This window comes from Rhizobium sp. LjRoot254, assembly GCF_964254105.1.
GTDB lineage: Bacteria > Pseudomonadota > Alphaproteobacteria > Rhizobiales > Rhizobiaceae > Rhizobium_E.
This window is the reverse complement of record NZ_CAXUSM020000001.1, coordinates 222,135-241,452: the sequence shown is the minus strand read 5'-3', so window position 1 is coordinate 241,452 and position 19,318 is coordinate 222,135. Positions and strand designations below refer to the sequence as shown.

General features: G+C 62.4%; 17 protein-coding genes and 1 pseudogene. 9 read left to right on the top strand and 9 right to left on the bottom strand.

All coding sequences use genetic code 11. From position 1 onward, the window contains the following. Nucleotides 1–53: 53 nt before the first annotated feature. Nucleotides 54–3,908, top strand: a complete 3,855-nt coding sequence (locus ACSQ26_RS01240; RefSeq protein WP_436005503.1) for a peptidoglycan-binding protein — start codon at nucleotides 54–56, stop codon at nucleotides 3,906–3,908. Nucleotides 3,909–3,965: 57 nt separating this feature from the next. Here ACSQ26_RS01240 and ACSQ26_RS01235 read toward each other — a convergent pair whose 3' ends face one another. Beyond that, on the bottom strand, nucleotides 3,966–4,700 hold the full coding sequence (locus ACSQ26_RS01235) for a hypothetical protein (RefSeq protein ID WP_436005501.1): 735 nt from the start codon (nucleotides 4,698–4,700) through the stop codon (nucleotides 3,966–3,968). 277 nt (nucleotides 4,701–4,977) lie between these two features. Between ACSQ26_RS01235 and ACSQ26_RS01230 the strand changes: the two genes are divergently transcribed. Next, on the top strand, nucleotides 4,978–5,904 hold the full coding sequence (locus ACSQ26_RS01230; protein WP_436005499.1) for a sulfite exporter TauE/SafE family protein: 927 nt from the start codon (nucleotides 4,978–4,980) through the stop codon (nucleotides 5,902–5,904). Continuing rightward, nucleotides 5,901–6,698, top strand: a complete 798-nt coding sequence (locus tag ACSQ26_RS01225) for a TIGR02186 family protein (RefSeq protein WP_436005497.1) — start codon at nucleotides 5,901–5,903, stop codon at nucleotides 6,696–6,698. The genes ACSQ26_RS01230 and ACSQ26_RS01225 overlap by 4 nt, the downstream gene beginning before the upstream one ends. A gap of 12 nt (nucleotides 6,699–6,710) precedes the next feature. On the opposite strand, the gene ACSQ26_RS01220 is transcribed toward ACSQ26_RS01225, so the two are convergent. Further along, nucleotides 6,711–7,211, bottom strand: a complete 501-nt coding sequence (locus ACSQ26_RS01220; protein ID WP_436005495.1) for a winged helix-turn-helix transcriptional regulator — start codon at nucleotides 7,209–7,211, stop codon at nucleotides 6,711–6,713. A 99-nt stretch (nucleotides 7,212–7,310) separates the two neighbouring features. Between ACSQ26_RS01220 and ACSQ26_RS01215 the strand changes: the two genes are divergently transcribed. Beyond that, a complete protein-coding gene (locus ACSQ26_RS01215) occupies nucleotides 7,311–7,859 on the top strand; it encodes a dihydrofolate reductase family protein (protein ID WP_436005493.1) in 549 nt (182 codons plus the stop codon). A gap of 5 nt (nucleotides 7,860–7,864) precedes the next feature. On the opposite strand, the gene pdeM is transcribed toward ACSQ26_RS01215, so the two are convergent. Further along, a complete protein-coding gene (pdeM, locus tag ACSQ26_RS01210) occupies nucleotides 7,865–8,599 on the bottom strand; it encodes a ligase-associated DNA damage response endonuclease PdeM (RefSeq protein ID WP_436015042.1) in 735 nt (244 codons plus the stop codon). Nucleotides 8,600–8,807: 208 nt separating this feature from the next. Continuing rightward, a complete protein-coding gene (locus ACSQ26_RS01205) occupies nucleotides 8,808–11,318 on the bottom strand; it encodes a ligase-associated DNA damage response DEXH box helicase (protein WP_436005491.1) in 2,511 nt (836 codons plus the stop codon). A gap of 139 nt (nucleotides 11,319–11,457) precedes the next feature. On the opposite strand from ACSQ26_RS01205, the gene ACSQ26_RS01200 reads away from it, so the two are divergent. Beyond that, entirely contained in the window at nucleotides 11,458–11,955 is a 498-nt protein-coding gene (locus tag ACSQ26_RS01200) for an RrF2 family transcriptional regulator (protein WP_436005489.1), read from the top strand. Nucleotides 11,956–11,987: 32 nt separating this feature from the next. Continuing rightward, nucleotides 11,988–12,449 carry a carboxymuconolactone decarboxylase family protein gene (locus ACSQ26_RS01195; protein ID WP_436005487.1) on the top strand — a complete coding sequence of 154 codons (462 nt, stop codon included), beginning with the start codon at nucleotides 11,988–11,990 and terminating at the stop codon, nucleotides 12,447–12,449. Here the strand turns inward: ACSQ26_RS01195 and ACSQ26_RS01190 are convergent, their stop codons facing one another. Further along, nucleotides 12,450–13,073 carry a YitT family protein gene (locus tag ACSQ26_RS01190; RefSeq protein WP_436005485.1) on the bottom strand — a complete coding sequence of 208 codons (624 nt, stop codon included), beginning with the start codon at nucleotides 13,071–13,073 and terminating at the stop codon, nucleotides 12,450–12,452. 238 nt (nucleotides 13,074–13,311) lie between these two features. Beyond that, nucleotides 13,312–14,241, bottom strand: coding sequence for a methyltransferase (locus ACSQ26_RS01185; protein ID WP_436005483.1), 930 nt, complete (start codon nucleotides 14,239–14,241; stop codon nucleotides 13,312–13,314). Between the two features lie 352 nt (nucleotides 14,242–14,593). Here ACSQ26_RS01185 and ACSQ26_RS01180 point away from each other — a divergent pair, with 352 nt between their 5' ends. The 3 genes from ACSQ26_RS01180 to ACSQ26_RS01170 are packed head-to-tail and all read left to right on the top strand — an operon-like array spanning nucleotide 14,594 to nucleotide 16,736. After that, nucleotides 14,594–14,863, top strand: a complete 270-nt coding sequence (locus tag ACSQ26_RS01180) for a DUF6460 domain-containing protein (RefSeq protein ID WP_436005481.1) — start codon at nucleotides 14,594–14,596, stop codon at nucleotides 14,861–14,863. 5 nt (nucleotides 14,864–14,868) lie between these two features. Further along, entirely contained in the window at nucleotides 14,869–15,387 is a 519-nt protein-coding gene (locus tag ACSQ26_RS01175; RefSeq protein ID WP_436005479.1) for a CAP domain-containing protein, read from the top strand. After that, nucleotides 15,387–16,736 carry an MATE family efflux transporter gene (locus ACSQ26_RS01170; protein WP_436005477.1) on the top strand — a complete coding sequence of 450 codons (1,350 nt, stop codon included), beginning with the start codon at nucleotides 15,387–15,389 and terminating at the stop codon, nucleotides 16,734–16,736. The genes ACSQ26_RS01175 and ACSQ26_RS01170 overlap by 1 nt, the downstream gene beginning before the upstream one ends. Here the strand turns inward: ACSQ26_RS01170 and ACSQ26_RS01165 are convergent. The 3 genes and pseudogenes from ACSQ26_RS01165 to ACSQ26_RS01155 all read right to left on the bottom strand — a co-directional run. Beyond that, nucleotides 16,714–17,730, bottom strand: a complete 1,017-nt coding sequence (locus ACSQ26_RS01165) for an ABC transporter permease (protein WP_436005475.1) — start codon at nucleotides 17,728–17,730, stop codon at nucleotides 16,714–16,716. The genes ACSQ26_RS01170 and ACSQ26_RS01165 overlap by 23 nt on opposite strands. Continuing rightward, complete coding sequence (locus ACSQ26_RS01160) at nucleotides 17,730–18,818, bottom strand: sugar ABC transporter ATP-binding protein (RefSeq protein WP_436015040.1); 1,089 nt, start codon at nucleotides 18,816–18,818, stop codon at nucleotides 17,730–17,732. The genes ACSQ26_RS01165 and ACSQ26_RS01160 overlap by 1 nt, the downstream gene beginning before the upstream one ends. After that, nucleotides 18,792–19,220 (bottom strand): annotated as a pseudogene (locus ACSQ26_RS01155) (ATP-binding cassette domain-containing protein); the annotation flags it as partial. The gene ACSQ26_RS01160 and the pseudogene ACSQ26_RS01155, both read right to left, overlap by 27 nt. Between the last annotated feature and the right edge of the window lie 98 nt (nucleotides 19,221–19,318).

The following is a 19,318-nucleotide window of genomic DNA, read 5'->3' as shown; positions in this document are numbered from 1 at the left end:
CCGGTGACAGCAACGCCGGTAGTTTCCGGCAGGGAGTCGAGCGGGCTGCTGATATGAACGGATCGCGATCAAACACCCCCAATGGCGGCAAGTCCTCGCTGGACCAGCTCAATCGCACGATCGAAGGGCTGGAGGCACGGATACAGGGCCTCATGGGCGAGAAAAACCAGATGAAGCCGGCCGGGCGAAGCCCCGTCGACGAGATCCTGGAGCGCCAGCGCTCGCTGGGCGGCACCCGCGAACGCGTATCCGCCGTCATGGAACGCAGCAGACCCGAGCCCCAAAGATATCCCGAGCAACAGAGATACGAAGCGCCCGTTTACGAACAGCCCCAACGCATGAACGAGCCCGCATGGGATCGCCCCGCGCCCCGCGTCGCGGCACCGGACCCGGCGATCGGCGAGATCGCCGCGACGCTCGCGGCGCTCCGCGAGGAACTGCATCGGGAACTCGGCGACGGCCTGCAGGGTAGCCTGAGCGAGCTGAAGAACGAAATGCGCAGCCTGAAGGCAGCCGCCGCGACCGCACCACAGGGCGGCGTGGAAGACCTGCACGACGACCTGATGGTGCTCGCGCAGTCGCTCGACAAGCTCGAAGGCGCCAGCCGCAACATGGACACGCGCCCTCTGCGCGCCGATCTCGACGAGCTACGCGCCATGCTGGGCGGCGTCGCCCGCGAAGACAGCGTGCGCGGTCTCGAAGCGCGCTTCGCAAATACCGAAAAGGCGATTTCCGGCTTCAGCCCCGATGCGCTGAAGGAGGAGCTGGTTCAGCTTGCCTGGCGGATCGACGGCATCAAGTCAGGACTCGGCGAAATGAGCGCGGCCCCCGCGGTCAAGGCGCTCGAGGACAAGCTGCTCGCCGTCGCCAATGCGGTGGAGATGCTCGGCCGCAAGATGCAGGGCCAGAATGTGATCGCCCAGCAACATACTGCCATAGCCGAACAGTTCTCCGGCCTCGACCAGCGGCTCGATGAAATCACCCGCGCCATTGCGGCCTCTGCCCGGCCATCCGGCTCGGTGCTCGATGGTGCTACGCTGCAGCGGCTCGAAAACCGGATCGAGGACCTTGTCGATCATATCGGCGCGATGCAGACCGCAAACCCCGCCGATGAGGTCGCCGCTCGCATCGAGGCGCTCACCGCCCGCATCGAGGAGATGGCGACCGAGGAAGCCACCCGCAAACTCGAGGACAGGCTCGGCCAGCTTTCCAGCCTGATCGAGCGGAATTTCCGTGAGAGCGCTGCACCCGCTGCCTTTACCGGCCATCTCGAGGATATCTCCCGCAAGATCGATAGTCTGGGCGGCGGCAATGCCGATGCGCTGATCGATCGTCTTGAAATGCTGTCGCGCAGGATCGACGAGATCGAATTGCCGGCAACGGTAGCGGCTGTGGCATCGACCGACTCGGCGGCCATGACACGGCTTGAAAACCGGCTGGCCGATATCGCCGCCCGCCTCGATGAAAGTGCGGCAGCGCCCGCCACCGACAAGGGTGCGCTGAAGAGCCTGGAAGAGCAGATCGCCAACCTCTCGGGCCTGCTCAACCAGCCCGGCACGGCGATGCCGGTTGCCTCCGGCCTGCCGCAAGACTTCGGCACCCGGATGAACGCCATCGAGGACTATATCGCTTCCAGCGACGAGTTCATCGTCGAAGCGGCGCGCCAGGCGGCGGAAACGGTCGTCGAGGCCTATTCGCGCAACGGCTTTGCCGCGCAGCAGGGCGTCAGCGCCTCCGAAATGCAGGCGCTCAGCGGCTTGGCCGAAGATCTCCGCACACTGGAATCACATAGCCGCTCCAGCGAGGAACGGACCCAGGCGACCTTCGAAGCATTGCACGAGACCCTTGTGCAGATCGCCGGCCGGCTGAACGACCTCGGCACGCCCGCGCCCACCGAGCGGTACGTCGAGCGCGCAGCCCCGGTTCAGGAACCCGTCCGCGAAAGCCGTGAACGGCTGATGGAAACGGTCGCTATGCCAAGGGCACCGCAGCCGGATTTCGCCCATGTCGACCTGCTGGCCGATGAGCCGAAGCTGCGCCGCGCACCCGAAAATTCCAAGGTCGCGGTCTTCGACGAAGAAGAGATGATGCCGGCGGACGAAACCGCCTCGGACGATCTCGTGGAAGCCAACCCCGCACCGGTGGCGGCAAAGGCTGATGCCAAGCCATCGAAAAGCCTGATCGCCAGCCTTGCCGCGAAGCTGAAGCCGGGGAAAAAGGACAAGCCCAAGGACGCAGCCCGTGTCTCCATCGAGCCGGCGCCCGCGCTCGATCCGGGCGAGGCAGTCGTCGCTGCCGAACCCAATATGTTGCTGGAGCCCGGCTCCGGCGTGCCGGATGTGAAGAAAATTCTCGAAAAGGTTCGCAATGGCCAGCAGAACGGCAGGCGCGACGCCGCTGCGTCTGGCAGTTCGAGCGATGTGATCGCCGCTGCCCGCCGTGCCGCCCAGGCCGCCGCCGCGGAAGCCGGCGCTCAGAAATTCGCTCAGCCGACAGCCTTCAAGAAGGAAAAGCAGCCGTCGAAATCGATGTTCGGCGGTATGGGCAGCAACCGCCGCCCCATCCTGCTCGCCGCTGCCGCCGTGCTGCTGGTGATGATGTCCTATCCGCTGGTGTCCAACCTGATCGGCAATCGCGATGCCGCGGTCGTGGCACCGGAAGTCGCCCAGGAACGTGCGATCGACATTCCCGCCGAGACGACGAATGCCGCCACGACGGATACACCGGTGGCAAACGATGCTGCGGCACCGGTCGAAGCCGAAAAGCCGGTGGACGATGCTGCTGCGCCGGTGGATACGACTCCCGTAGAGGAGACCGCATCCGACAAGATGATGGCACCCGTCGAGAGCACCGACAGTGCATCCGTGCTGGAGAAGCCGGCTGATGCGACGCCTGAGGCCGTCACAGCCGATGCGCCTAGGGATGCGGCCGTTCCCGCCGAAACCACGGACACCATCCCCGCCGCCGACGAGCAGAAAGCAACCGACCAGGCCGCCGAGGTTCCGGCAGACAAGCAGGCATCGGCAAAGACCGAAGTCGAAGTCCCCGCCGGTCTGAGTCCGGCTTCACTCGCCGAAGCCGTCAAGAAGGGCGATCCACTCGCCTATTTCGAAATCGGCGCCCGCTATACCGATGGCCGTGGCGGCGTCAAAGTCGATCTGGCGGAAGCGTCCAAGTGGTATGCGCTCGCCGCCGACAAGGGTAATGCACCGGCTGAGTACCGGCTCGCGAACTTCTACGAGAAGGGCACCGGCGTCACCCGCGATATCACCAAGGCGCGGACGCTCTACACGGCTGCGGCCGACAAGGGCAATGCCAGCGCCATGCACAATCTCGCGGTGCTCTATGCGACGGGTGTCGGCGGCACGCCGGATTTCGCGCAAGCCGCGCATTGGTTCACCGAGGCGGCCGACCTCAATGTGCGCGACAGCCAGTTCAACCTCGCGATCCTTTATGCGCGTGGCAATGGCGTACCGCAGGATCTCACGGAATCCTACAAGTGGTTTGCGATCGCCGCCCGCGAAGGCGACCAGGACGCCGCCCAGAAGCGCGACGAGGTAGCCAACGCCCTTTCGCCCGAACAGTTGAAGAGCGCCAAGGCCAAGCTGGATCTCTGGAAGCCGAAGGCAATGAACGACGCGGCCAACACGCCGATGGTGCCGGACGAATGGCTCGCCAAGGGCAAGACCACCGCGACCGTCGACATGAAGCGTGCGATCCGCAACATCCAGGCGATCCTCAACAACAATGGCTTCGACGCCGGCAAACCGGATGGCGAGATGGGCAAGAAGACCGTAACCGCGATCAAGGCGTTCCAGAAATCCGTCGGCCAGGAACCCAGCGGCCGCATCGACGACGCCCTTGTCAAGGAACTGCTCAAGCGCAACAAGGCGAAGACTCCGGCCTAAGTCGCTCGAACCTTCTCCGCCGCTCCGCAAATCCTCGCCGCAACCGAACTGCCTGTGTCAGGCCTTGGTTGCGGCTCTCTGATTGCGCGTTCTGATATAGTAGATCGCCAACATCAAACCGCCCAATAAAGCGGCCCTTGCGATGTTCCGGCGATCGAGCACGTATTCGAGCACCCAATCGCCACGTTCCAGCGGCCAGATGCCAGCGCTATCTTTTACCGCTGGGCGGCCGGAAGCAGGGTCCAGGATAAACTCGCAACCATTTGTCTTTAGCACCGACGGGCCGCGGTTGAGGAATTTGAACGGCATCTGCAGATTGTCCATCTCACGCCTCTGCAGGAATGTCCCGTCCAGTTTGAAAGTGTCGATCGAGTCCGTTCTGACGCTGAAGATGCTGAGCGTGTCGTCCGGATTGACGGCGATCTTGAACAAGCCCCCTCCATTATCCGGCTGAAAGGCGGTTCTGAATTCCCCGCGGCAATTGTAGCGCTGAACCTTATTTGTCCGACCCATAATCGGGTCGCTCATCTTCACGAAGACATCGCCAGCCGCAGTCACCACCACTTGGTCGAATATGTTGACCGGTGGCCAGACTCTCACGTTCAAGGCGCGCTGATAGAAAAGGTTTGCAGCGGACCCGACTGCCAGCGCGAGAATGATCCCCACGGCTCCAACCCTGCCAAGGCGGCCGTCCCGAGGCTGGCTTCGTCGCCACAGTTGAACGCCCAGGATCAGGGTCATCATCACCGGGAAGGCGATCTCGAACCAATTAGCGGAAACATGCGGATTCATGTCCCCCTCTTACCTCGAAAAATCTTAAACCTGATTAAAGAGTGTTCAGCAGTGACGACATCGGGACGAAATCCGACAAGAAGATCAATCACGACTTAACCTGTCTACAATACAGCGAAAATCTAAATTAATTAAACTTGAAATCAGGTCGGCGGGCTGGTTGACAGCCACAATTGCCCGGCGCAAGAGTTTATTAAAATCAATATGTAACGATCGCAAACAGGCCCGGAAAAACTCCCGCCTGTCCTGCTTGTATTGCGAAAAAGGCTCATAGCCAGTGACGATCTACCTGCCCATCGCCGAGCTTTCGGTGAACATCTTCATCATACTGGGCATGGGCGCGGCCGTCGGCTTTCTCTCCGGCATGTTCGGTGTCGGTGGCGGGTTCCTGATCACGCCGCTGCTGATCTTCTACAATGTACCCCCGGCAATCGCGGTGGCAACCGGTGCCAACCAGGTCGTCGCCTCCTCGATCTCGGGCGCGATTACCCATTTCCGGCGTGGCACGCTGGATTTCAAGCTGGGCGGCGTGCTGCTCGCGGGAGGCTTGGCCGGCGCCACGCTGGGCATATGGATATTCCAGGCGCTGAAGAAGCTCGGCCAACTCGATCTCATGATCTCGCTCCTTTACGTCGTGCTGCTCTCGTCCGTCGGCACGATGATGATGTGGGAGAGCGTTAACGCGATCCGCCGCGCCCGCCGCAACGAGACGATCACCCTCAATCGCAGCGGCCAGCACAATTGGGTGCATCGGCTGCCATTCAAGATGCGGTTCAAGAAGTCGAAGATCTATCTCTCGGTCATCCCGGTGGTGGCGCTCGGCTTCGGCGTCGGCGTGCTGACATCGATCATGGGCGTCGGCGGCGGCTTCATCATGGTGCCGGCGATGATCTATCTGCTGCGCATCCCGACATCAGTCGTCGTCGGCACCTCGCTGTTCCAGATCATCTTCGTGTCGACCTATGCGACGATCATCCAGGCGGTGGTGAACAATTCCGTCGATATCGTGCTGGCTTTCATACTGATGCTTGCCGGCGTGGTCGCCGCGCAATATGGCGTGCGCGCCGGCCAGAAGCTGAAGGCCGAGCAACTGCGCGCGCTGCTCGCCATCCTGATCCTCGCGGTCGGCGCCCGGCTGGCGCTCGATCTCTTCACACCGCCGGCGGATATCTATTCGATCGTCCGCTCGGGAGCCGTGCGATGAGAGGCCGGGTGGCAATAGCGCTGTTGCTGCTGACGGCCGTGAATGCCGTCGCACAGGTGGCGGCTCCGGAAGACCAGACGCCGCTCCGCGAGGCGCTCAATATCGGCATATCCTCGACCGAGATCGCCATCGTGCCGGATTTCGCAGGCACCGATGTCACGCTGTTCGGAGCGATCGAGAATGTCGATCCGGCACTGCTCGCCAAGGGCGGCTACGATATCGTGGTGGCGCTGGAGGGTCCGCGCGACCGCATCACCATGCGGCGCAAGGAACGCGTTGCCGGCATCTGGATCAATCGCCATTCGGTGGTGTTCGAGGCGATGCCGGAATCCTATTCGATGGCCTCGACGCGCGACCTAGACAAGATCGCGCGTGGCAGCGAACTCGTGACCCATTCCGTCGGCCTGCCGCGTGCGCGCATCGTGCCGTCGTCCTTTTCGGGCCGGGCCGAGGACGTGGCGCTCTATCGCGACGCGTTCCTGAAGCTGAAGGAGGATTCGCGCCTCTACCAGACCAATCCCGGCGGCGTGAAATTCGTCTCCTCGTCGCTCTTCGCCGCAACGATCCATATCCCTGCGGATATCCCGAATGGCGCCCACACGATCCGTGCCTACCTGTTCAGGGAAGGCCGGCTTTTCGACGAAAAGACGCTGCAAATGAGCGTCGTCAAGACAGGCCTCGAGGAGGCGATAACCGCCGCCGCCTTCGACCAGCCGCTGCTCTACGGGATGTTTTCCGTGCTGCTCGCGGTGCTTACCGGATGGACGGCGAGCCTGATGTTCCGGCGCGATTGAACTTGCGGCGGATTACGCCGCGACTTCTTTCCTCGCCACGACCGCTTCATAGGCCGAGCGTAACTCTCCGAACACCGATCTCTCAGGCGCCGGCGCGCCGAGATGCAGATGGCGAAGTTCTTCCATGAAGCCCTCCCACATTTTCGGCCCGCCGTTTTCCAGAAGCTCGGCGCGAATCGATAGCTCTTCGGAAACGGCCAGGAACTTGCGGCCCCAGGTACCCATGGCGGCAAAGACCGGCACCAGCTGGATGCCCATCTCGGTGAGGCTGTAGATCGATTTCTGCTTGTGGCTGGGGTCGTCGACCTTGCTCAGCAGCCCCTCCTCCACCAGCCGCTTGAGCCGGTCGGCGAGAATGTTGGAGGCGATGCCCTCCTGGGATTTCGACAGCAATTCGCGGAAATGCCTGCGGTTGCCGAACATCATGTCGCGCAGCACGATAAGGCTCCAGCGATCCCCCAGGATTTCCAGCGTCAGGTTGATCGGACAACCCGACCGATGTGCGTCTTTCATCTTTTTTCTCCTAAACCACTTGCAATATAAAACCGGTTTCGCTACAAATCAACCGCTTGCAAAATGCAACTGGTTAGAAACAACATTGGAGGAATTGAAATGGCTAAGCTCATCGCATGGAATATCCTGTCGCTCGACGGCTTTTTCGAAGGCGAGAAGAAGTGGGATCTGGAACTGCACAATTTCGTCTGGGGTCCGGAACTCGAGAAGCTGAGCGACGAATTCGGCGAGAAGGCTGCTGCACTGGTCTTCGGCCGCGTGACCTATGAAGGCATGCGCGACTACTGGACCAAGTCCGAGCCCTCCACGACGACGACCTACATGAACGCCCTGCCGAAGCTGGTGGCGTCCCGCACCCAGAAGACCTCGGAATGGAACAACACGCGAATGACCGATGATATCGAGGGCGAGATCACCCGTATGCGCCGAGAAGACACGAAGGATTCCTACATCTTCGGCAGTGCCGATCTCACCCATTCACTGCTGCAGGCCGGCCTGGTCGACGAATTGATGATCTGCTACGCGCCGATCGCCATCGGCAAGGGCAACCCGTTCTTCAAAGGCAAGGTGAAGGTCGACCTGATCGAGGCCAAGGGGCTTTCCGGCGGCGGCGTGATCGTGCGCTATCGGCCGGAAAACGTGAAATGAAGAACTCAGCCGCTCAGGCGGCTATAGGAAATCGAGTGGACGCGGCCCTGGCCCAGCATATGGGCAACGAGCTGCGTCTTCTCGAACAGGCCGGCAAAGGCCTTGTGGCGGAGATCGAGCCCGCCGGTCATCACGCCGAAGGACGGCATGATCAGCCGCTTGCCGTCGGTGGCGAAACAGGGGCGGCGCACACCTCGCTCCCGGCGGATCAGTACTGCAGCCGGGTGAAGATGGCCCGAGATTTCGCCGGCATGCGGCTCCTTCAGCGGATCGTGCCGGAAATGCAGGCCGCCATAAGTGAGTGTTTCGGCTGAGATACCGGGCAGGTTCTCGACGCCATCGGGATCATGATTGCCCGAGATCCAGATCCATTCGCGGCCGGCCGCCATCTCGCGGATCATCGTCCGGCCAAGCTCCGGCATTTCAGCCGAACCGCGACGATCGTGGAAATTATCGCCGAGCGAAACGACGAGACGTGGATTGTGGCGCGCGATGACGGTGCCGAGTATTTTCAGTGTCGCGAAGGTGTCCCATGGCGGCAGAAGCTGACCACGCCGCGCATAGGCCGCGCCTTTTTCCAGATGAAGATCGGAAACGCAAAGCAGGCCGCAATCGGGGAGATAGATTGCACCAGCGGGGTCGAGGACAACGGTCTGGCCGTTGAGTTCAGTTTCGATGAAGGCGTGTTGCGCCGGATTTGCGATGGAACTCAAGGCATAAGCAAGGTTGCGCACGATCAGCACCCCCCTCTGCCCTGCCGGGCATCTCCCCCACAAGGGGGGAGAATGGATGGAGCACGCTCCCTGGCTACAATTGCTGTCGAGCACCAATCCTGTGACGCTTGCTTGGAGCGATGGGCGCGCCGCAAGTCGTTCTCCCCCCTTGTGGGGGAGATGCCCGGCAGGGCAGAGGGGGGTGCTATTGACGTCATGCTCATGCCTGCTCAATTCATCCCATTGCATCCGCGATCAAATCCTCGGCGGCCTCCTTGAGGAGTTCCTCGTCAGCGGCGCCGCTGACCGATTCCTTGCCGATTTCGAGCATGACCGGAATCGCCAACGGCGAAATCTGGTCGAGCCGCTGGAGCCTGATATGCCCCTTGATTCGCGCCAGCATATCGCCAAGTCGCTGAATATCCAAAAGCCCCTTTGCCGCGTCGCTGCGCGTGGCTTCGAGCAGGATGTGGTCGGGCTCGTGAGCGCGGAGAACATCGTAGATCAGGTCGGCTGACACCGTAATCTGCCGGCCCGACTTCTCCTTGCCGGGATGCCGGCGCTCGATCAGGCCCGCGATGACCGCGCAGGCGCGAAACGTCCGCTTGAGGAGATAGGTCTCGTTGAGCCAGGCCTCGAGATCGTCGCCCAGCATGTCTTCGTCGAAGAGCTTCGCAAGCGACAACTTCTTCGCCCCGATCATCGCGCCGATATCCTCGAGGCACCAGATGGCGATCGAGTAATCCGTGGCGACGAAACCCAGCGGCTTGGCGCCGGCGCGATCCAGACGCCGGGTCAGCAGCATGCCGAGCGTCTGGTGCGCGAGACGGCCCTCGAACGGATAGGCCACGAAATAGAAGCGCTGCCCGCGCGGAAAAGTCTCGATCAGCAGTTCGTCGCGCTTCGGCAGGACCGATTTCTCAGCCTGTATCGCCAGCCAGTCGCGCACCTGGTCGGGCAGGCGCTCGCGGCGGGCGGCATCGTCGAGCATGGCGCGCACGCCTTCAGCCAAAAAGGTCGAGAGCGGGAACTTGCCGCCGGCATAGGCCGGAATCCTGGGATCCTCGGCGCGCGCTTCCGAGGCCAGGCACTCATTTTCGTGGATGCCCTCGAATCGCAGCACCCGGCCGCCAAACATGAACGTGTCGCCCTGCTTCATCGTCTCCAGGAAGTATTCCTCGACCTGGCCCAGCACCGGCCCGCCGCGTCCGGTGGCACCCCTGCCTTTTCGGACGAGTCGCACGTTCAGTACCGGCGATTCGATGATCGTGCCGATATTGAGCCGGTATTGCGTGGCGTAGACCGGATTGGAGACACGCCAGAGCCCGTCAGCATTTCTGCGAATCTTGGCATAGCGCTCATAGGTCCGGAGCGCATAGCCGCCGGTGGCGACGAAATCCAGCGCTCGCTCGAAAGTCTCCCAGCTTAGGTCCGCATAAGGCGAGGCCGAGATGATCTCGTCATAGAGGTGAAGCGCATCGAAGGGATCGGCGCATGCCATGCCCATGATGTGCTGGCAGAGCACATCGAGCGCGCCGCGACCGACCGGCGGCGTATCCTGCGCGCCGACATAGTTTGCATCGAGCGCGGCCTGGCACTCCATAACCTCGAAGCGATTGGCCGGCACCAGGATCGCCTTTGATGGTTCATCCATGCGGTGGTTGGAACGTCCGATGCGCTGGGCGAGCCGTGACGCGCCCTTGGGCGCGCCGATATGAATGACCAGATCGACATCGCCCCAATCGAGCCCGAGATCGAGAGTCGAGGTTGCCACCACGGCGCGCAGCTTGTTCTCCGACATCGCGGCCTCGACCCGCCGGCGCTGGCCGACATCGAGCGAACCATGATGCAGCGCGATCGGCAGCGAATCGTCGTTGATCCGCCAGAGTTCCTGGAACAGCATCTCCGCCTGCGAGCGGGTGTTGACGAACAGGATGGTCGTCCTGTGCTCGCCGATTGCCTTGTAGACTTCGCCCATCGCATAGCGCGCCGAGTGGCCGGACCATGGAATGCGCTCCTCCGTATCGAGGATGGTGATGACAGGCCGCGCACCGCCCGACACCGTGACGAGGCCGGACAGCCGCGCTTCCTCCGGTGCCTGCGCGACCAGCCATTTGCGAAGGTCGTCCGGCTCCGCGACGGTCGCCGAGAGGCCGAGCGTCTTCAGCTTTGGCGCGAGCTTCCTCAACCGCGCCAGCCCGAGCGACAAAAGATGTCCGCGCTTGGAGGTGACCAGCGAATGAAGCTCGTCGAAGATCACATATTCCATGTCCTTGAAAAAGCGCTCGGCCTCGTTGGAGGCGATCAGCAGCGCCACCTGCTCGGGCGTGGTCAGCAGGATATCGGGCGGATTGAGCCGCTGGCGGGTGCGCTTGCCCTGCGGCGTGTCGCCGGTGCGGGTCTCGACCGAGATGTTGAGGCCCATTTCGGACACGGGGCGCTCGAGATTGCGCTCGATATCGACGGCCAGCGCCTTGAGCGGCGAGATGTAGAGTGTGTGGATGCCGCGGAAAGCCGAGCCCGGCGGCTTCCTGCCACGACGGGTCAGCGCGATCAGTGACGGCAGGAAACCAGCAAGCGTCTTGCCCGCCCCGGTCGGCGCGATCAGCAGCGCCGATTGCCCTTTTGCGGTCTCGTCGACCAGCGCCAGTTGGTGCGGACGCGGACGCCAGCCCTTGGATGCGAACCAGCCGGCAAAGGGCTCGGGCAGCATCGCCCCGGTCTCCTCGTTTGCTCGGCAATCCATCCATGATCCTCTGGCTCCAACAAGAGGAAAATAATCCTTTTGCTCCCGCTGGCAAGACCGAAACGCTGCGTTCACAAAACATGGCTTGATCACTGCGATAATCATAGATAAAAAATATCCACGATTAAGGAACAAGCCAATGAAAATGAGCGACGGCGTAGAGCAGGCCATTCACAGCGTGACGATGCTGGCGCACCTCACGGATGGCAGCGTGCTGTCGGCGGCGGCGCTGGCTGAGTTTCACGGCGTATCGCCGAGTTACCTGCTCAAGCACCTGCAGGCACTGTCCGGCGCTGGACTTGTCCAGACGGTGCCTGGACCCAAGGGCGGCTACCGGCTTGCCCGGGCGCCCAGTGATATCTCGCTGCTCGATATCGTGCTCGCGGTCGAAGGCGATGCCCCGGCCTTCCGCTGCAATGAGATTCGCCAGCGCGGGCCGAACCCCATTCCCGGCATACCCACGAAACCCTGCGGCATCGCCTCCGCGATGCTGAAGGCGGAGCGCGCCTATCGCAATGAGCTTGCCCGCGTGAAGATATCGGACGTGATCAGCGACCTGAACGAAACAGATACCGACGGCGCCATCGCCGCCCGAGGCTGCGCTTTCCTCGAAATCAACGAACGCAAATCCGCGTGAACTCCCCCTGAGAAACTGAAAGGAAAACCTAAATGCAGCCCCGCTTCAACTTCTACAAAGCCGCCCCGGATGCCTATAAGGCCGTCGCCGCACTCGAGGAATATGTCCAGAACTCGGGCATCGAAAAGCGCCATATCCACCTGATCAAGCTGCGCGCGTCGATCATCAATGGCTGCGCCTATTGCGTCGACATGCACAGCAAGGAAGCCCGCCATACCGGTCTTTCGGAACAGTGGATCAACCTGATGTCCGTGTGGAAGGAATCGCCGGTCTACGATATCAGAGAACGCGCCCTGCTCGGCTGGGTCGATGCGGTGACCAACCTCGCCCAGACCGGCGCGCCCGACGATGCATATGAAGCGCTCAAGGCGCATTTCAGCGAGGAGGAGATGACCAAGCTGACGGTCGCGATCGGCGCGATCAACATCTGGAACCGGCTCGCGGTCGGCTTCCGCTCGCAGCACCCGATCGACCAGGCTGCCGAGGCGGCGTGATCATATTGCTATGTAGCGATCGGTGCGATGATTGACGGCGATGAAGAAATTCATCGCCAGCGCGCCGATCACCGAGCAGAGGACGATGAAGGGGCTGGCGACGAAGAAGGACACGGCAAGGATCACCAGATCGATGCCAAGCTGCACCAGCCCCGCCCGCCAGCCGAACCTATCCTGGAAATAGAGCGCCATGATACCGATGCCGCCAAGGCTCGCCCGGTGGCGAAACAGCGCCAGCATGCCCATGCCGATCAGCAGGCCGCCGAGCACTGCCGCCCAGATCGGGTCGATATGGCCGATCTCCAGCAGTCTCGGCTGGTATTCGGTGAGCAGCGCGAGAAGCCCGATCGCAAGAAATGTCTTGATCGTGAACGCCCGGCCGAGCCTCTTATAAGCGAGGTAATAGAAGGGCAGGTTGATCAGGAAGAAGCCGAGGCCGAAGCTCCAGCCGAAGGCATAATGGAGCAGGAATGCAACGCCGGCCACGCCGCCAGTCATCAGCCCGGCCTTGGCAAGCAGCATCACGCCGAGGGCCGCGAGCACCGTGCCGGTGAACAGTCCCTGCGCATCCTCGAACAGGGAATGCCTGGCCGGTTCGGTATTCCAGAAGCCGATCTTCGCCATGCCCGCTCCGCTAAGGTCTCCCGGGTCCTTATCCCGGATTAGGGTGCACTGCAACATGGGCTTTGGTCTTGAGTGATATGTGGAGCTTCGCCCCTCATCCGGCTGCCGCCACCTTCTCCCCGCTAAGGCGGGGCGAAGGGCGCTAGAGGCGCCGACAGTGCCACAAATTTCTTCTCCCCGTAATAACGGGGAGAAGGTGGCGGCAGCCGGATGAGGGGCGAACCAGAATTCGAAGTCGTTATCCCGATCGTCGCGCCAGGAACAACAACCCCGTGATCGGCTCGCCCGCATCCGTGCGGATCACGGTTTCCTCGGTCGCGATTGTCTCCAGCCCGTTGGCGGCGAGCGCGGTTGCCACATGCGTTTCGGAATGGGCGTAGCGGAGCGACGGGCGAAGCTCGAAGCCGCTGTCCTCGGCCGATTTCTCGACCGAGAAAGCGAAGACGCCATCGGGCTTGATCAGCGCGGCGACATTGGCGAAGGCCGCCTTCAAGTCGCCGAGATACATCATGACGTCGGCGGCCGAAACCAGATCGGCGCGGCGGGGGGAGCCGAACAGGCCGGATTGGTCGGGCGGCAGGGATAGGTCGGCCCGGCCGAGATGATTGTAGATCTTCTTCGCCGCTGCCTTGGCCAGCATGGAATCCGATATGTCATAACCTTCGAGCCGGTAACAGTTGGCTGATATCTCGGCGCCGAAAAGGCCGGTGCCGCAGCCGATATCGACGGCGTTGAAGAACTTGTGCCCGGCGCCGAGATGGGCATCAACCAATGCGCTGAGCTTGGCCGGCACAGTATATTGCAGCTTTTCCACCAGGGACTCGTCGAAGCGGCTGGCGTAATCGTTGAACATCTCCGCGACATAGGCGCTCGGCGGCAGATCAGGCGTCCTGCCCTCGATCTTGGCGATCTTGAGCCCGGCGCCGAACATGTCGTTGTGATCAAACTCCGTCACCTTGCGAAACGCATCCACGGCGCGCTGCTTGTCGCCGGCCTTTTCCGCGAGTTCGCCGAGCTGGAACCAGCCCGCGGCCCAGTTGGGCACGAGCTCGAGAGCCTGCTGCATCAGGTCGGTGGCGGCGCTGTGATCGCCGTTCTCCGAGAGCATCTTTGCGTAGTCGGCGCGGCGGTCGGCGGTGATATCGCCGGAGGAAAGGTTTCTGGCCATGGGATTCTTTTCAATGTTGCATCTAATACCAAGGATCGATGATAGGAACCCATAGGATGGTTCATACAGACCTTTCGGCTAGGCGCGGTCCGAAGAGCGATGCCTTCGCATCGGTCGAGGATCGCAACAACGCCGAAAGGCCTGTATGAACCACCTCCGGTCGGCTTCTCCCAGTCTCCGGCGGCGTCGAGGCTCTTGCACGATGCGAAGGCATCGTGGCTGCGAACCTCTCCTGGCCGGAAACGAAGATCGAGCCGATCCCATGGGTTTCTATCATCGATCCTTGGTATAAGGTCTAATTTCCGCCTTGTCGGTGGGTCAAGCGAATTCGCGATTCGAATGGAGAGATTAAATGGCCGAAGGGCTGAACCGGTTGCTCGGGGACACACCGGGACGCACGATCATCAAACTTGTCGTCATTTCAGTGGTGGTCGGCTTCGTGATGAGCATGATGGGCTTCTCGCCGTGGGACCTCGTGCGGTTCATCCAGCGCGGTCTGCGTGACCTCTGGAACTCGGGCTTTGCGGCACTCGGTCGGGTCGGCGATTACCTGATCGTCGGCGCGATGATCGTTGTGCCTGTCTTTATCATTCTTCGCATTCTCAACTGGCGGAAAACCTGAAAACCATGGACTATCCATTCTCCCGGCGTCTCTTCCTGATCGGTTTCGGAACCACGCTTCTTCTCGCCGGCTGTTCGGTCACATCGACGCTCGCGCCGATCGAAAGCGGCACGTCGGCCGACATGACCGATGCGGCACTTCCGATGGTCAATAGCGTCAGGCGCAGGCAGGGCAGATCCAGCCTGTTCAACGATCCGGTCGCGGCCAATGCCGCAAAGGATCACGCAATCCGCATGTCGCGCTACGGCAAGATGAATCACGATCTCGGCGATGACAGGAGTTTCCTCGCCCGCATGAAACGAATGGAAGTGCCCCTGCCCGCCGCCGAGAATATCGCGACAGGACAGGACAGCGCCGAGGCGGCGATCGAGGCCTGGATCAATTCCCGCAAACATCTCGAAAACATGCTGGGTTCCTATAGCGGCGTCGGTGTCGCCGTTGCCAAGAACACCGGCACCGGCGACCGGCCCTTCTGGGCCATGGTGCTCTCCAATTCGCCCGCGCACTTTTCGCTGAGATCCTGATGCAGCGTGATGCCAGGCCAGCCGGTGCGTTCGAGGTGACCCACCGGATGGTGCTGGGTCTGGCGCTGCCGATGACCCTGGGCTTCCTCACCATTCCGCTGCTCGGGATCACCGATACGGCGGTGGCGGGACGGCTCGGCGATCCCGCCATGCTGGCGGGACTGGCGATCGGCGCCGTGCTGTTCGACCTGATTTTCGGCAGCTTCAATTTCCTGCGGGCGTCGACCACGGCGCTCGTGGCGCAAGCCTGGGGCCGCGAGGATCGTGCCGAGCAGGAGGCAGTGTTCTGGCGGGCGCTGGCAACGGCTGTGGTCTGCGGCGTGGCCATCGTGCTGCTTTCCCCATTGCTGCTGGCGGGTGGGCTGTGGATCATGTCACCCGGTACGGAGACGGCCGCTGCCACATCCGAATGGTTCATGATCCGCATGCTGTCGGTGCCGGCCGGGCTCGCGAATTTCGCCATCCTCGGCTATCTGCTTGGCCGGGCGCAGACCCGGATCGGGCTCTTCCTGCAAGTACTGATCAACAGCATCAACATCGTGCTGACCATCCTGTTCGGCCTCACGCTGGGCTACGGTATCGCGGGCATCGCGGTCGCCACGGCGATCAGCGAGGTGATCGGCACGGCGGCCGGCCTTTATGTGGTGCTGAAGCCGTTCCGGGCCAGAAACCCGCTCGATGTGCCCGGCACTTTCGCGCGCGAAAAGCTCAGGGCGCTCTTCGCGCTGAACGGCGATATCCTGATCCGCACCTTCGTGCTGATCGGCGCGTTCTTCATCCTGACCCGCATCGGCTCCGGCTTCGGCCCGGTCACGCTTGCCGCCAATGCGGTGCTGATGAACTTCTTCATGGTCGCGGGCTTCTGGCTCGATGGACTGGCCAATGCGGCAGAGACGATCATCGGACGCGCGATCGGTGCTACCTATCGGCCAGCTTTCGAGCGTGGCGTTTGGCTGACCGGCATATGGTCGGCGGTGCTGGCGGGCTTCACCACGCTGGTCTTCCTCGCCATCGGCCACCCCCTGATCGATTTCCTGACGACAGTGCCGGAAGTGCGCCTTGCCGCCTACCAGCATCTGCCCTGGGCTGCGCTGACCGCGCTGTCGGGCTTCCTCGCCTTCCACATGGATGGGGTCTATATCGGCGCGACATGGTCGCACGCGATGCGCAACCGCATGGTCATGGCCTTCGCGGGCTATTGTCTGGCGCTGGCTTTGCTGGTGCCGTCGCTCGGCAACCACGGGCTCTGGATATCTCTCAACATCTTCCTCGTGTTGCGCGGCGTGCTGCTCCTAATGCGGCTGCCCGGCTTGAAGGCCGGACTGTTCACACCCGCGCCCGCGACTTGAGCCAGCGGTCGAAGGCCACGGCCAGGATCAGGATCAGGCCGATCACCACCGACTGCGTGTAGGACGAGACGTTGTTGAACTGCAGCCCGTTCTGCAGCACCCCGATCAGCGCCGCGCCCACCACCGTTCCCCCAACGCTACCGATGCCGCCGAACAGCGAGGTGCCGCCGATGACCACCGCCGAGATCACGGTCAGCTCATAGCCGAGGCCCGCTACGGCTTCGGCGGAATTGAGCCGTGCGGAGAGCACGAACGCCGCGAGCCCGCAGAAGAAACCGACGATGACATAGACCGAGACCAGCACGCGATCGACCCGGAGGCCGGAGAGACGCGCTGCTTCCGAATTGCCTCCGACGGCATAGACCGCCCGGCCGTAGCGCGTATAGCGCAGCACGATATGGCAGAGCACGGCCGCGATGGCGAAGATGATAACCGGAACTGGAACCGGGCCGATCAGCCCCGTGCCGAACCAGCGCATATCGGGCGTGAAGCCCGAGATCGGCCCACCATTGGAGAGCATGAGCGTCAGGCCACGAAAAATGGTAAGACCGCCGAGCGTGACGACGAAGGGCGGCACCTTCAGCTTGGTGATGGTCAGACCCTGTATCCCACCGGCCGCCGAGCCGACGACGACGGCCGCAAGCAGCGCCGCGAACCAGCCATAGCCGGTGCCCTCGGATGCCGAGAGCGACAGCGTGCTGGCCGCCCCGCCCTTGGCGACGATGGCCGCGACCATGCCGCAAAGCGCCAGCAGCGCCCCGACGCTGAGGTCGATGCCGGCGGTGAGAATGACGAAGGTCATGCCGAGTGCAATCAGCCCCGTGATCGAAATCTGGCGCATGATATTGAAGACGTTGATCGGATCGATGAAGCTTGGCTTCAATACCGTGAAAACGATCATCAGGATGATGAGAAACAGAAGCGGGCCGAACTGCTTGAGGATGCGGAAGATATTCGGACCCTTGCGTTCTTCCGTGTCGATCGTGACTGTCATCAAGCGTCTCCCTGCCGCTGCCCATTCTGATCGGCGCCCAGCGCCATCAGCGCCATGAGCTTTTCCTCGGTTGCTTCCACTGCGGGCATTTCGCCGGTGATCCTTCCCTTGCGCATTGTGACGATGCGGTCGCTGACGGCAAGCACTTCAGGCAGCTCGGACGATATCACCATCACGGCGATGCCGCGCGCGGCAAGTTGCACGAGAATCTGGTGCACCTCGGCCTTGGCGCCGACATCGACGCCGCGCGTCGGCTCATCGACAACAAGCACCTTGGGATCACGGGTCAGCCAGCGGGCGATGATCACCTTCTGCTGGTTGCCGCCAGAGAGGCCCTCGATCGCCTGGTCGGGCGACGCCATGCGGATCGACAATGCCTTCTTGTATTCGCCGAGCGCTTGCCGTTCACGCCCCTCTGCCATGATGCCGATGGCGTTCGAATAGGTATCGAGCGCCGCGACGGAGAAATTCTGCTGGATCTCCAGCATGGCGAAAATCGCCTGGTGCTTGCGATCCTCGGGCACAAGGCCGATGCCGAGTTCGATGGCGTCGGCGGGAGATTTCGGCGCGATGGGCTTACCGTCGAGGGTGATCGTGCCCGCGGCGATCTGGTCGGCGCCGAAGATGGCCCGGGCAAGCTCCGTGCGGCCGGAACCGACAAGGCCCGCCACGCCGAGAATTTCGCCTGATTTGAGATCAATATCGACGCCGTCCAGCACGATGGCATGCGGCGCCTCGGGGTCGCGCTGTGTGCGAAGGCCGCGCACGCTGAGCCGGACGGCACCTGCGGTTTCCCGCTGGGTAGGCCGGGCATAGAGTTCTGATGCGGCGCGACCGACCATCTTCTCGATGATGGCAGGGATCGGCACCGGCCGTCCCTCCTCTCGCAACAGATGTCCGGCGAGTCGCCCGTCGCGCAGCACCGTCATGCGGTCGCAGATCGTGCTTGCTTCCTCCAGCCGGTGGGTGACGAACATGATCGCCACACCTTCCTTGCGGAGGCGGTCCATGATGCCGAGCAGCCGCTGGACTTCGGATTCGGTGAGCGCCGAGGTCGGCTCGTCCATGATAATCAGCCTGCCCTTTATGGAGAGAGCGCGGGCAATCTCGACAAGCTGCTGTTCGGCGACGGAGAGCGCGGAAACCGGTGTATCGGGGTCGATAGAGAGGCCGACGCGGGCGATATGAGTACGGGTCTCGGCCCGCATGCGGCGCCAGTCGATCAGCCCGAGACGGCCCACGGGCGCGCGGCCGATGAAGATATTCTCCGCGACCGACAATGTCGGAATGAGGCTGAGTTCCTGGTAGATGGTGACGATACCGGCGTGCTTGGCGGCAGCGGGATTATGTGGTTTGTAATCGATGCCGTCGAAGGTGATGCTGCCGCTGGACGGCGGCTGGGCGCCCGACAGGATCTTGAGCAGCGTGGATTTCCCCGCACCATTCTCGCCGAGCAGGCCGAGGATTTCTCCGGGCCGGACATCGAGCGAAACATCCTGCAGGGCCGCGACACCCGAGAACTGCTTGGATATGCCGTGGACTTCGAGCAAGGGTACGTGCGTTGGCAAGGCGGCGGCCAATGCGGCCA